This window comes from Escherichia sp. MOD1-EC7003 (assembly GCF_002965065.1).
In the GTDB taxonomy this organism is placed as follows: domain Bacteria; phylum Pseudomonadota; class Gammaproteobacteria; order Enterobacterales; family Enterobacteriaceae; genus Escherichia.
In genome coordinates, this window is record NZ_PTRE01000013.1 from 23,428 (window position 1) to 35,800 (window position 12,373).

At 49.4% G+C, this 12,373-nt stretch carries 14 protein-coding genes and 1 pseudogene; 4 read left to right on the plus strand and 11 right to left on the minus strand.

Annotated elements, in window-relative coordinates; genetic code table 11:
* Nucleotides 1-12: 12 nt before the first annotated feature.
* Complete coding sequence (locus A7090_RS26405) at nt 13-66, plus strand: hypothetical protein (RefSeq protein ID WP_240246168.1); 54 nt, start codon at nt 13-15, stop codon at nt 64-66.
* A gap of 99 nt (nt 67-165) precedes the next feature.
* Here A7090_RS26405 and uspA read toward each other — a convergent pair whose 3' ends face one another.
* Nucleotides 166-600, minus strand: coding sequence for a universal stress protein UspA (gene uspA, locus A7090_RS01820; RefSeq protein WP_000323571.1), 435 nt, complete (start codon nt 598-600; stop codon nt 166-168).
* 390 nt (nt 601-990) lie between these two features.
* Between uspA and uspB the strand changes: the two genes are divergently transcribed.
* A complete protein-coding gene (gene uspB / locus A7090_RS01825; protein WP_000626187.1) occupies nt 991-1,326 on the plus strand; it encodes a universal stress protein UspB in 336 nt (111 codons plus the stop codon).
* Between the two features lie 244 nt (nt 1,327-1,570).
* On the opposite strand, the gene pitA is transcribed toward uspB, so the two are convergent.
* Complete coding sequence (pitA, locus tag A7090_RS01830; protein WP_105272794.1) at nt 1,571-3,070, minus strand: inorganic phosphate transporter PitA; 1,500 nt, start codon at nt 3,068-3,070, stop codon at nt 1,571-1,573.
* 231 nt (nt 3,071-3,301) lie between these two features.
* On the opposite strand from pitA, the gene A7090_RS01835 reads away from it, so the two are divergent.
* On the plus strand, nt 3,302-4,495 hold the full coding sequence (locus A7090_RS01835; RefSeq protein WP_105272835.1) for an NAD(P)/FAD-dependent oxidoreductase: 1,194 nt from the start codon (nt 3,302-3,304) through the stop codon (nt 4,493-4,495).
* 98 nt (nt 4,496-4,593) lie between these two features.
* On the opposite strand, the gene A7090_RS01840 is transcribed toward A7090_RS01835, so the two are convergent.
* A complete protein-coding gene (locus A7090_RS01840) occupies nt 4,594-5,646 on the minus strand; it encodes a DUF2776 domain-containing protein (protein ID WP_105272795.1) in 1,053 nt (350 codons plus the stop codon).
* A 298-nt stretch (nt 5,647-5,944) separates the two neighbouring features.
* Here A7090_RS01840 and A7090_RS25670 point away from each other — a divergent pair.
* A pseudogene (locus tag A7090_RS25670) lies at nt 5,945-6,094 on the plus strand (DUF4049 domain-containing protein); the annotation flags it as partial.
* A gap of 76 nt (nt 6,095-6,170) precedes the next feature.
* On the opposite strand, the gene A7090_RS01845 reads toward A7090_RS25670, so the two are convergent.
* From A7090_RS01845 to nikR, 8 genes are all read right to left on the minus strand, one after another.
* On the minus strand, nt 6,171-7,022 hold the full coding sequence (locus tag A7090_RS01845; RefSeq protein ID WP_105272796.1) for a class II aldolase: 852 nt from the start codon (nt 7,020-7,022) through the stop codon (nt 6,171-6,173).
* A gap of 31 nt (nt 7,023-7,053) precedes the next feature.
* Entirely contained in the window at nt 7,054-7,323 is a 270-nt protein-coding gene (locus A7090_RS01850; protein ID WP_105272797.1) for an HPr family phosphocarrier protein, read from the minus strand.
* On the minus strand, nt 7,313-8,821 hold the full coding sequence (locus A7090_RS01855) for an FGGY-family carbohydrate kinase (protein WP_105272798.1): 1,509 nt from the start codon (nt 8,819-8,821) through the stop codon (nt 7,313-7,315). The genes A7090_RS01850 and A7090_RS01855 overlap by 11 nt, the downstream gene beginning before the upstream one ends.
* Complete coding sequence (locus A7090_RS01860) at nt 8,814-10,172, minus strand: PTS galactitol transporter subunit IIC (protein WP_105272799.1); 1,359 nt, start codon at nt 10,170-10,172, stop codon at nt 8,814-8,816. Before A7090_RS01860 ends, A7090_RS01855 begins: the two co-directional genes overlap by 8 nt.
* 76 nt (nt 10,173-10,248) lie before the next feature.
* Nucleotides 10,249-10,530, minus strand: a complete 282-nt coding sequence (locus A7090_RS01865) for a PTS sugar transporter subunit IIB (protein WP_105272800.1) — start codon at nt 10,528-10,530, stop codon at nt 10,249-10,251.
* Nucleotides 10,527-11,000, minus strand: a complete 474-nt coding sequence (locus tag A7090_RS01870; protein ID WP_105272801.1) for a PTS sugar transporter subunit IIA — start codon at nt 10,998-11,000, stop codon at nt 10,527-10,529. The genes A7090_RS01865 and A7090_RS01870 overlap by 4 nt, the downstream gene beginning before the upstream one ends.
* A 24-nt stretch (nt 11,001-11,024) precedes the next feature.
* The gene (locus tag A7090_RS01875) at nt 11,025-11,771 is read right to left on the minus strand and encodes a GntR family transcriptional regulator (RefSeq protein ID WP_105272802.1); all 747 of its coding nucleotides are present in this window, start codon (nt 11,769-11,771) and stop codon (nt 11,025-11,027) included.
* A gap of 198 nt (nt 11,772-11,969) precedes the next feature.
* Entirely contained in the window at nt 11,970-12,371 is a 402-nt protein-coding gene (gene nikR, locus A7090_RS01880; protein WP_001190055.1) for a nickel-responsive transcriptional regulator NikR, read from the minus strand.
* Nucleotides 12,372-12,373: the final 2 nt, after the last annotated feature.

The following is a 12,373-nucleotide window of genomic DNA, read 5'->3' on the forward strand; positions in this document are numbered from 1 at the left end:
ATGGAAAATATGATGGTGTTAAATGTTGTATTGGCAGGGGATTTTGATTACGTACGCAGACCGTAGGCCGGATAAGGCGTTTACGCTGCATCAGGGAACAAGGCACGCCAAAAAGCGAAGCGCCCGCATATGCGGGCGTTCAGGAACACGTCGTGGAGGGAAAGATTATTCTTCTTCGTCGCGCAGCGGAACAATCAGCATATCAACGTGCACAGTGTTGATCAGCTGACGTGCGGAAGACATCAGTTTGCTCCAGAAGTCCTGGTGGTGACCACAAACTACCAGATCCATATCGTATTTCTTGATTGCATCGACCAGAACCTGGCCCAGATCGCCACTGCCGCTCAGGGTTTCAGTGATTGGGTAGCCTGCATTGGTGGAAAGTTCGGTCAGCGCATGATGTGTCTCTTCAGAGATGCGTTTTTGCATATCACCCAGATTCACATCAATAAGTCCGGTGTATAGGTCAGAGTAGTTTACATCTACGTGGATCAGAGAAACTTTCGCATTATAAGGGCGAGCCATAGAGACTGCTTTCTCGACCAGAACTTTGCTTTCCGGGGAGAGATCGACCGCGATGAGAATGTGTTTATAAGCCATAGTGTTACTCCTTCCATAAAGTTATCGATGACTGGCCAGTTAGCGTTTATTGTGCCGTTACGTCACCCGCGTCCTGCGAACTACGTGCGCGGGGCTAACCCAGCCGTAAAGATTTAATGTTAAGACCACCCTTACCTTATAGCGACCCGGATGATCCGTCAATCTGCCTTGCTTACCCGTTAGATAAACAAATTTTCGACATGAATATATTGATAGTGGTTAACCTTCTGGAAAAAAAACAACCTGATCTCCTACACTATCTATAGAGCCGCTCGGATGTTGGTCACCACAAAAGCGGTTTCTCCAGGACCTGGTGTTAACTGATTGGCAGCGTATCGGGAGCGGTAGCCCCGGGGGGGAACTCCGCGGGCAGGTCGCCGGGGAGGAGGTATGATAAGCACCGTCGCATTATTTTGGGCTTTATGTGTCGTTTGCATTGTTAACATGGCGCGCTATTTCTCATCACTACGCGCGTTGTTAGTGGTACTGCGTAACTGCGATCCATTGCTCTATCAATATGTTGATGGAGGGGGCTTTTTTACCTCACATGGCCAACCCAACAAACAGGTGCGTCTCGTTTGGTATATCTATGCCCAACGTTATCGCGATCATCACGATGATGAGTTCATTCGCCGCTGTGAGCGGGTGCGTCGGCAGTTTATTCTGACCAGCGCATTGTGTGGTCTGGTGGTGGTCAGCCTGATTGCATTGATGATTTGGCATTAAGCACTTCAGCATTAATAACGCATAAAAAAAGCGGGCCAGTAAACTGACCCGCTCGAGACTGATTACAAACGCAAAATTGCCTGATGCGCTACGCTTATCAGGCCTACATAATCTCTGCAATCTATTGAATTTGCATGTTTTTGTAGGCCGGATAAGGCGTTCACGCCGCATCCGGCATGAACAAAGCGCACTATGTCAATAATCTGAAGCGGGCCAGCTGACCCGCTCATTTTGGTGCGTACGATTACAGGAACTGCAAGGAGAGCCAGTAAAGCCCGCCGGAAAGCAGTACCGCGGCCGGAAGGGTAAACACCCAGGCCATCAGAATACTGGTTACGGTTTTACGCTGTAAGCCGCCGCCATCTACCACCATCGTCCCCGCGACAGAAGAAGAGAGTACGTGAGTAGTAGAAACCGGCATCCCGGTATAACTCGCCAGGCCGATAGACACCGCCGCAGTCATCTGGGCAGACATCCCCTGAGCGTAGGTCATGCCTTTCTTACCGATTTTCTCACCGATAGTCGTTGCCACACGACGCCAGCCAATCATCGTACCGATACCTAATGCCAGCGCGACCGCCATGATGATCCACACCGGAGCATACTCGATGGTGTTAAGCATATCGGACTTCAGTTTCTTCAACAGACGCTGATCGTCAGCACTCACGCCAGGCATCTTCACCACTTTGTCGATAGTGTCAGAAACACACAGCATAATGCGGCGCATCTGGCTACGTTGATCAAGCGACAGCTGGTCGTAGCTTTCCACATCGGTGGTCAACATGCCTTTCAGGCGGTTGAGCGCGTTAATGGTATTCGATGGATGGCAATGGAACTCCGCAGGTTGCGTTGCGCCAGCTTCCGGAACCGGTACTAACTGATCAGCACCGGTTGCCTGTTTCAGCAGCGCAGGATGCTGCTCAAAGTAAGCTTCGACGTTGTTGATGGCATCACGGGTACGGGTGATTTCGTAGCCAGTAGCATTCATGTTCACCACGAAGCCTGCTGGCGCGACGCCAATCAATACCAACATAACCAGGCCAATGCCTTTCTGACCATCGTTCGCGCCGTGAGAAAACGCCACGCCAATAGCGGAAAGGATCAGCGCGATACGCGTCCAGAACGGCGGCTTTTTCTTGCCGTCTTTCTTTTCACGCTCCGCTGGGGTCAGGTGGATACGGGCGCGTTTCTTGGTGCCGCTCCAGTAGCGACGCAGCAAGAAAATCAGACCGCCAGCAAACACCAGGCCGACAATAGGGGAAACGATCAGAGAACCGAAAATACTTAATACTTTCGGGATATTGAGTGCATCCACCACTGACGTCCCGGTCATCAACGCATTGGTTAAACCAATCCCGATGATCGCGCCAATCAGCGTATGAGAGCTGGATGCAGGTAAACCAAAGTACCAGGTACCCAGGTTCCAGATAATCGCCGCCAGTAACATAGAGAACACCATGGCAAGGCCATGAGACGATCCCATATTAAGCAGCAGATCCGTCGGCAGCATATGCACAATGGCATAGGCAACACTCAGACCACCCAGCAAAACACCCAAAAAGTTGAACACCGCTGCCATAACCACGGCGAGCTGAGAACGCATCGCGCGGGTATAGATAACGGTTGCCACGGCGTTGGCTGTGTCATGGAAACCATTGATGGCTTCGTAGAACAGCACAAAAGCCAGTGCAAGCAATAATAACAGCCCAGTATGCAAATCCAGGCCAGCAAACAAATGTAGCATAGGACGTTACGCCATTTTGAGGACATGAACGCGGCGCATTATCAGTGACTTTCGCGGCGCGGGCAAAGTGAAATATAGACTTTTTTTGATTTGCCTCCTGTATGGATTTCACTCAAAAAATAATTATCTTATATAATTCAGATAAATACTTCCTTTTAGTAATATTGATGCTGGTGCGACCACTGAGGAATCTTTACAATTCACGCCCGTTTTTTCTAAGAGGTGCGCAACGTGGAAAGGTTTGATGCCATTATTATAGGCGCTGGTGCGGCGGGTATGTTCTGTTCTGCGCTGGCAGGTCAGGCAGGACGCCGGATTCTGCTGATCGATAACGGTAAAAAACCAGGACGCAAAATCCTCATGTCTGGCGGTGGGCGCTGCAACTTTACCAACCTTTATGTCGAACCGGGCGCCTATCTGAGCCAGAATCCGCATTTTTGTAAGTCTGCACTCGCGCGTTTTACCCAGTGGGATTTCATTGATCTGGTCAATAAACACGGCATCTCCTGGCACGAGAAAACGTTAGGGCAACTCTTCTGCGATGACTCCGCGCAGCAGATTGTCGACATGCTGGTGGATGAGTGCGATAAGGGCAATGTGACCTTCAGATTGCGTAGCGAAGTGCTGAGTGTGGCGAAAGATGAAACAGGCTTCACGCTAGAACTGAATGGCATGACCGTCGGTTGCGAAAAGCTGGTCATCGCGACCGGAGGGCTGTCAATGCCGGGGCTGGGCGCGTCGCCGTTTGGTTACAAGATTGCCGAACAATTTGGCCTCAACGTGCTGCCGACCCGCGCGGGTCTGGTGCCATTTACTCTGCATAAACCATTGCTGGAAGAGTTGCAGCTGCTGGCGGGCGTGGCGGTGCCTTCTGTGATTACCGCTGAAAACGGCACCGTTTTCCGTGAGAACTTACTCTTCACCCACCGCGGCTTATCTGGACCGGCGGTGTTGCAGATTTCCAGCTACTGGCAACCGGGTGAATTTGTCAGCATCAATCTGCTACCGGATGTGGACCTCGAAACCTTCCTGAATGAGCAGCGTAACGCACATCCGAATCAGAGCCTGAAAAACACACTGGCGGTTTATCTACCGAAGCGGTTGGTTGAACGGTTACAACAACTCGGGCAAATCCCGGATCTGTCGCTAAAACAGCTCAACGTGCGTGACCAACAGGCACTGATTAGCACGTTGACCGACTGGCGCGTACAACCCAACGGCACTGAGGGTTATCGCACTGCCGAGGTAACGCTCGGCGGCGTGGATACAAATGAACTCTCTTCACGGACGATGGAAGCGCGCAATGTGCCTGGACTGTACTTCATCGGCGAAGTGATGGACGTCACAGGCTGGCTGGGGGGCTATAACTTCCAGTGGGCGTGGTCGAGTGCGTGGGCATGCGCGCAGGATTTGGTTGCAGAATAAGAAGCAAAATGTCTCCTTCGTATTCGCGGCGTAACCAGGGGGATTACCTGAACAAAGCCCAGATAAGACGCTCGACGCCTTATCTGAAGTCTTTTCTATTATTTTTTCGCTGAACCTGCTTCTAATATAGAAACGATGGAAAACAGTGTAAAACACACAGCACCTAAGCCAACCAAAACTCGCGAAGGAATAAAATAAGCCATATCGGTTTGCGCAATTTCAGCAAGGAACGCTGCGAGGAACAGGCAAAACAGACAGGTAAATACCGGAATCATGGGTATTCTGTTGGCTAACGAACAGGTGCGTCGCCATACCAGCGCCAACAACCACACTTTGGAGAAAATACTGTAGCAGATCATCCCCAGGCAAATGAGAATAATGCCGGGAGCCAGCCGGGCGCTTGCATCGGCGCTGACTAACACGTATATGCCTTGCAGCACCGTGATTGAGCCGAGAAATATAACCCAATAACACCACAGCCAGTGCTCTTTAGTTGAAAACGTATTACGTGTTTGATGGACGATTGTGGCGACAAGGCCAATAAGACAGGCACAGATTGCGGTTAATCCAAGCAAAACGTGACCGGCGACATAATGCGGGGTTATGTCGGCACTGCGTAACAGTGTAATCGACCAAATGAAACCGAGCAGGGTGAGTAAAACGGGAACGGCAATGAGGCAATTACCGATTGATGAAGAATACGCCTGTACCGGTGTTCCGTCGCTCTTGCACCCCGCTGCGTTTTTGGGTATGAGCAGAAAGTGACCGGATGATGCTGCTACCGTCGATACACAGGCGGCAATCATACCAACGCCGAAAATAACATGGCCAGCGACAAACTCGTCTGCCATCACATCATGGCCCGCTAACAGTGCCCAACCCCATATCATGGTGATAATTGAGCCCGCATAGCCAATAATGGGGAACAATGTATTGTAAAACGTATTAACGCCGCGCGTGAGCTGCGAAATGATAATAAATGCGGTTGTGAATAATGCCAGGCATATGGCTGCCAGAGAAATCAGCACATGACCTGCAACGAAATACGCGCTTTGCCCTGAACTTTCCAGTACAAAGCCACCTAACGCGATACAAATTAAGCCCATAATCAAAGGGATTAATTTGAAAAGCCACCCGATATATATGTTCACTTTAAACTCCTCAGGTATCCCTGCTAATATTGAAATGTGCATTAATGATAATTTCTGTCTGTTAATAAAATGACGAGAGATCGTTAAAGACAAATGCATAGCATAACTATAGCGGGGTTTACTTTGCCGAGTGCAACTTTTTAGCGGTCAAAAGACCATGGCAAACAAATATTTATCCTAATATTAATTCTTATTCTGTTATTTTTTTAAATTATCTTTCAGCTGGATTGGCAACGTGAACATTACATTATAGGACCGATAACGGTCATCTAAATATGAAATATCCAATATACCCGTCATACTTCACATTGTTGCACATAACGGTAATGGTGGAAGAGAACGCATAGGTAAAACGGGGACAATTTTAGGTCTGAACGCCTGTGGCAGTAAACATGCCGGAAGAATGTACAGCAAGCATAATTGCCAAATTAATCCTGGTGCAGGGCCTGCGCGTCGGTGCAATTTATTGAATTTTAGTGATTTGGTAGGCCGGATAAGGCGTTTACGCCGCATCCGGCGAGGATTTACTTCACCAACCGATGCCCCTCATTCATCATCAGGATTTTGCCATACACATCTTCCTCAACGGCGTTTTTTGCTGATGCCATCACTCGTGCCAGATTCGCCTCGTTGTGATTATTCACATAGGCTTTGCCGACGGCGGTGATAAACGCTTTACGCAGATCGCTGGCGATATTTACTTTAGCGACGCGGTAATTAACAAAGCTGCGTAATATCTCTGGAGCGATGCCAGAACCGCCGTGAATAACCAGCGGCACCGGGCAGACTTCGGCAATGCGTTTCAGTAGAGGGATATCGATACGCGGTATATCGTCCAGGCCATGAACGTTGCCAATGGAAACTGCCAGCATGTCGCAACCGGTGCGTTCGACAAAGGCCTTCACCTTTTCCGGTTCCGTTTTGCAATCGGCTTCGCTGACGTGATCGTCTTCTTTGCCGAGAATCGCCCCCAGTTCCGCTTCAACCGGTACGCCATAGGATTTACAGAAATCGACGGCTTCTTGGGTGAAAGCGATATTTTCTTCAAAAGAGAATGCGGCACCGTCAATCATGACCGAGGTAAAGCCCGCCCGCACAGCCTGTTTAACATCCTCCTGAGTTTTACCGTGATCAAGATGAAGACTAACAGGAACATCCATTTTATCGGCGTGACGTTTCACGATTTCATAGATGTAATCGTATCCCGACAGTTGTGCATTGGTGGGCGCAATTTGAATAAAATTGGGTAATCCCGAACGCTCAATGGCGTTTAAAATTGAAATCGTCGTCTCCAGGTTGGTGGTATTAAACGCGCCCGCCAATACCCGTTTTTCCTGAATTCGATCGAGCAGTATCCGTCCATTAACTAATGGCATATTGAAAACCTCATCTTTTAATATCAGTTAATTATTCAGCTTCACCGAAGCGGTCGAGAAATAAGGTGGTGAGAGTCCGTATTGCCTCGTGTTCATCATCACCTTCGCAGCGTATTTCCACCGTTTTACCACCTTTTATTCCGGCGCGCATAATATTCATCATGCTGGTGGCATTAATATCATTACCCTCATAATGTAGCGTCACTTTACAGCTATATTTTTTGGCGGCTTTCGCCAGACAGGCCGCCGGACGTGCATGCAGGCCAGTACTGTTTCTGACCTCCACGGTTTTACTCAACATAGTGCTCCTCCCGATGATGTAATGGCATCACGCCTTCTTGCTGTAATTTCAACTGATACCAGCTTTTCCACTTGTGCTGATAACGCTGTAATTGATGGTATCTCGCCCGATTCGGTAACAAACGTTGGGCTATGGTGACTTGCGGCGGTGGAATATCCGGTGCGGCGGTTAATAAGGCTCCGACAGAGACTGCCTCGTTAAATGCAATTGCTTCAACCGGACGCTGTAAAATATCTGCCTTTAATTGCAGCCAAAGGGGATTATGGGTTGCCGGACCTATCACTTTTAACGCGCTGGTGCTAGGCACATTAAAACAGGCAAAGCAGTTGGCAAATTCCATGGTTAATCCCAGTGATACACTGGCAATTAACATGTCGATATTAAGCGTATCGCCAAGCCCATAAAATAATCCTCGGGTGTGGCGATTTTTATAGGGTGACCCCGAACCGCGAAGATGTGGAATAAAGACGGGAATGTCATCGAGCAACCAATTCCCCGCCAGGTAATCCGCATGTCCGCGGGTGAGTGATGCGGCGATCTCCTCATCGGTTAGCCGGAACGTGTTGCGCAGCCACTCCAGAGCGAAACCGCCCACGGGCAGAGACGCAAACAGGGTGAACTGGTTGGTCAGCGAATAGCAGCCGTTTGCCAGCTTGTCTCGTTTGGCCTGTTCATCCAGCGTCGGCTGTGTATCCAGTTGCAGAATACCTTCCGTGGTGCCCGTCGAGTTAAGGATATCGCCAGGCATCATCTGCAACGCTCGTGCGCCTACCATATGGTCATGTCCTGCCAGCGTTACGCTGACCGGTTGCGAGAATCCAAGCATTTTGCAGAGCGACTCGCTGACCCATCCGGCGTGTTCGCCCGGTCGTATTAACGGTGCAAATGCCGAACGGGGAACGTGTAATAACGCCGCCGCTTTTGCTGACCATTCGCCTTTGCGCACGTCCAGACATAGCGTGCGGCTGGCTAAGGTGATATCCGTGCGCTGTTCGCCAGTCAGTCGCCAGAGCAACACTTCAGGAGCATGTAGCCAGCGTAAACCGCGTCGATTACGCAGTGGGTAATGCTCCAGCAACCAACGCATCTTGAAGGCCGAGTAATTGCTGTGCAGCGGTAGCCCGCTGATGTCATACAGGGCCGCGCTGTCTGCCTCGCTAAGTGTTGCCAGATACTCTTCACCGCGTCGGTCGTACCATGCCAGCATTGGCGTCAGGATCTCGCCTTGCTCATCAAGGAATACCCCTGACTCGCCAAAACTGGCAATGCTGATCTGCCTGACTGGCAGCGGCGAAGCGGCGTTCAGTTGCGCTATCGCCTGGTGGACCTCCTGCCAGAGGACGTCGATATCGAAATCGACATCGCCCTGTGGGGAGATCTGTTTTGCCGTCACGAATTTATGCGCACCCAACGTCGTTGCGTCCAGGCAAGAAAAGCAGGTGACTTTGCAATTGGTGGTGCCAATATCGATAACGATAGCTGCGCTGTTATCAGGCATAAACCGTGCTCCGCGTCATTCGGAAAATGCCATACAGTACCAGGGCGATAATCGGCACCAGACCAATGGCGATGAGATTGCCGTTGAAGATTTCCAGCAGCCAGAAGCGGAATGGGTTACCGCCATCAAGGAAACTGGAGACCTGGCCGCTGGAGCCTTCGGCAAATTTGAAATTAACGTCTTTCGCCATTCCGGTAATAAACGGCGCGATTTTAGTCGCAATCCACAGGTCGGCAATAATTACCGGGATCGCAGCAAGGACGGTGCGGAAAATATTGCCACGGTTGGCCAGGGCAATCATCGACGCCATCACCGCCAGATTAGCAAGGTCACCCAGCGGCAGGACTTCATTACCCGGCAGCACAAAAGCGATAAAGACTGAGATTGGCGTCAGCAGCAGGGCGGTGGAGATAATCGCCGGGTTACCCACGGCAACAGCGATATCCAGGCCGATATAGAGATCGTCACGGTCAGGATATTTGGCGTTGAGATACTTTTTGATGGCTTCAGACAGCGGCAGTAAGCCTTCCATCAGGATGCGCACCATACGCGGCAGGATGAACATCACGCCGCCAATACTGATGCCGAGTAGTAACACTTTTTTGAAATCGTATCCGGCAATCACGCCAAGCAAAATGCCCAGAATGGTGCCGACCATCATCGGTTCGCCGAAGATGCCAAACTTTTTCTGTACGGTTTCCGGATCGATATGAATACGATTGAGGCCAGGGATATGGTCGATGATTTTGTCGACCAGCAGACCGACCGGGAAGAACACCACCGAAGAGAGCGTCGGTAATGAGATCCCTTCCAGGCCAAAGTATTTTTGTACCAGTGGCGCAGACCAGTCGGCGAGTTTAAGTACTACCACCGCAGCAATCGCCGCTGCCAGCAAACCAAAGAACAGGCTGCCGGTGCTGTAATAAACCAGCGTACCAGCAAGGGCAAAATGCCAGTAGTTCCACATATCTACGTCAACAGTGCGGGTTTTATTTAACGCCAGCATCGCCACGTTAATAAGAATGGTCAGGGGAATAACAAATGGGGCAATTGGCGAACCCCATGTAATAGCGGAAAGTGGTGGCCAGCCTAAATCCACCACCGGTAAATTAATCCCGGTACGTTCAACCATCGCCTGGGCCGCTGGGCCGACGTTACTGGTAAGAATATCGAAAATAGCATAAATACCGACAAAACCAATGCCGACCGTTAATGACGAGCGTAAGGCTTTAGCGGGTTTTACTTTAAAACAGAGAGCAAGAATAAATAACACCAGCGGTAACATTACCGTGGGGCCGAATCCCAATATATATTGCACAATATTATAGAGGGTATGCGCGATATCGTTCATAATAAACCTCTTTTTCAGGCGAGAGCGCGCCTCGCGTTAGCGCCTGATGGAGTGGGTTGAAATTAATTATTATTAATTAATTTTTAAGGATAGAAACAATTTGCGCCAGTACTTTCTCTTCACCAATACCGGTAATAATCGGCAAGCCGTTAACCACCGGGACGTCGAGTTCATAAGGCACTTTCGTTGTTGAAACTACCAGTGCTACGCCGTCAGTATTTCCTGGTAAAGAGGCAACATTGGTTTGGGAATAATTGACGTTAAGACCTTGTTCTTTGCAATACTCCATGACTTTTTCTGTTACTGCCGTGGATGTGGCAATACCTGTGGCGCAGACAAATAAAATAGTTTGACTCATATTTCACCTCGTTCTTTCATTTTGTTTAAGATTACTGTGTGTATTTCTGTTGTTTCCATCGTAAGCAAGGCGCGCATAAAGGGCGTATCCTGAATCATCTCCATTATCCATCCCAGGGCATTTAATTGTTTGTTACTTTCGCTTAAGGCGAGCAAAAAAATCACCCTAACAGGTACGGGGTCAGGATCACCGCCCATATCGGCAAACTCTACCGGTTCCGGCAGGATGCCGACGGCAATTGCATTGTGCCTGACATGTTTATGGTCCGTGTGTGGAATGGCGACACATGGTGGTTCGGTAGGTAGCCCCGTTGGGTACGTTGCCTCACGTTTCAGCACATGGTCGGCAAAATCAGGGACCACCAGTTCGGCGGCAACCAGCGGTTGTGCTAACTGACGGATGATCTGTTCAACGCTTAACCCTGCCGGAAGTCGTTGAATATAATTTTCCTGAAGCTGTATTCCTTGCATTTCATTCCTCATTAAAAAGTGTATTTAATTCAATTCCCGTCGTTGCAGCACGGTGCCAAGATAATATTTATTTCCTTTTAGCCAGACGTTGCCAAACTCAACGGGTAATTCTCGGGAGAAAAAGACTAACTGCTCCAGATGCAAAACAGGTGCATCTTCACTGATATCTAAAAAATGACCGCGTTCATTACCAATTAATCGCGCGGCATAGCGACTTTCCGAGTAGCGAATTTTTCTTTGCGACAAACTTTCTATTGTTGGAAATAAATTGTGTTGATTAAAATCGATTTCCGCGATGCCGGGGCATAGCTCAATATTGATACGGTTCTCTATCAGCATCGCTTTTTCATCACCAATCGAACGTAAACGTTCAAGGTAAAGAATATCCTGACCGGGCGTTATTCTTAATTTTTCTGCCACATAACGATTAGCCGGTTCAATCCGTGACGTAATAACTTTAGTGGTGAAATGTATTTTCTGGCTTTCCAGCGATTCCGCGAATGACAATAATCCTTCACCTAACGGATACGCCACATTCTCTTTTTTGACAAACGTCCCCTTACCCTGGACCTGAATCAACACGCCTTCTTTCACCAGTTGAGCGACCGCTTTTTTAACCGTTCCCCGGCTCACTTCCAGCATATCCATAATCTGGTATTCCGAGGGAATGCGATCGTCTTCCACCAGATCACCGGTATAAATACTTTCTCTTATCCACTCTACCACTTGTTGATAGAGCGGTATTTGTGACGACTTACTTAATGATTTCATGGCGCGCACCTGAACATTTACAGTTGTCTATGGACAATCATGGACAACTTCAAGCGTATAGTAGGTGAACAGGCGAAAAAGAGGATCGAAGCGTCTCACATTTTGGGGGACCAAATCGTGATCAAAAAAATGTGATGTGAGTCGATATTTGGCAGGAATTTACCGCGCCGTCAGGAAATAACGGCGCGGTGGTAGGAATTAATCTTCCTTCGGCAAGCACTGCAAATGCCCGTGCCGCACGCCGCGCTGGGCGATAACGTCGTCGGCAAAATGCTGTACGTCGCCCATGTCACCTTTCAGCACGGCGATTTCCAGGCAGTCGTCGTGATTGATGTGCACATGCAGCGTAGCGACGGAAAGATCGTGGTGATGATGCTGTGTGGAGACAATACGGCTGGCTAAGTCGCGTTTTTCGTGCTCATACACATAGGAAAGCACCGCGAAACCTTGTGTGCCGTGCTGCTGGGTAGCTTCCTGCGCCAGGGCGCTACGCAGAATATCGCGGATAGCTTCGGAACGGTTGTTATAACCACGACGCTGGCTCAGGTTGTCCAGGGTCTCCAGTAAATCGTCATCAAGGGTGATGGTGACTCGTTGCATTG

Excerpts from the sequence above, each read along its gene's own strand:
- uspA (WP_000323571.1), bottom strand. The coding sequence starts at position 600 with ATGGCTTATAAACACATTCTCATCGCGGTCGATCTCTCCCCGGAAAGC.
- uspB (WP_000626187.1), top strand. The coding sequence starts at position 991 with ATGATAAGCACCGTCGCATTATTTTGGGCTTTATGTGTCGTTTGCATT.
- pitA (WP_105272794.1), bottom strand. The coding sequence starts at position 3,070 with ATGCTACATTTGTTTGCTGGCCTGGATTTGCATACTGGGCTGTTATTA.
- A7090_RS01845 (WP_105272796.1), bottom strand. The coding sequence starts at position 7,022 with ATGCCATTAGTTAATGGACGGATACTGCTCGATCGAATTCAGGAAAAA.
- A7090_RS01850 (WP_105272797.1), bottom strand. The coding sequence starts at position 7,323 with ATGTTGAGTAAAACCGTGGAGGTCAGAAACAGTACTGGCCTGCATGCA.
- A7090_RS01855 (WP_105272798.1), bottom strand. The coding sequence starts at position 8,821 with ATGCCTGATAACAGCGCAGCTATCGTTATCGATATTGGCACCACCAAT.
- A7090_RS01860 (WP_105272799.1), bottom strand. The coding sequence starts at position 10,172 with ATGAACGATATCGCGCATACCCTCTATAATATTGTGCAATATATATTG.
- A7090_RS01865 (WP_105272800.1), bottom strand. The coding sequence starts at position 10,530 with ATGAGTCAAACTATTTTATTTGTCTGCGCCACAGGTATTGCCACATCC.
- A7090_RS01870 (WP_105272801.1), bottom strand. The coding sequence starts at position 11,000 with ATGCAAGGAATACAGCTTCAGGAAAATTATATTCAACGACTTCCGGCA.
- A7090_RS01875 (WP_105272802.1), bottom strand. The coding sequence starts at position 11,771 with ATGAAATCATTAAGTAAGTCGTCACAAATACCGCTCTATCAACAAGTG.
- nikR (WP_001190055.1), bottom strand. The coding sequence starts at position 12,371 with ATGCAACGAGTCACCATCACCCTTGATGACGATTTACTGGAGACCCTG.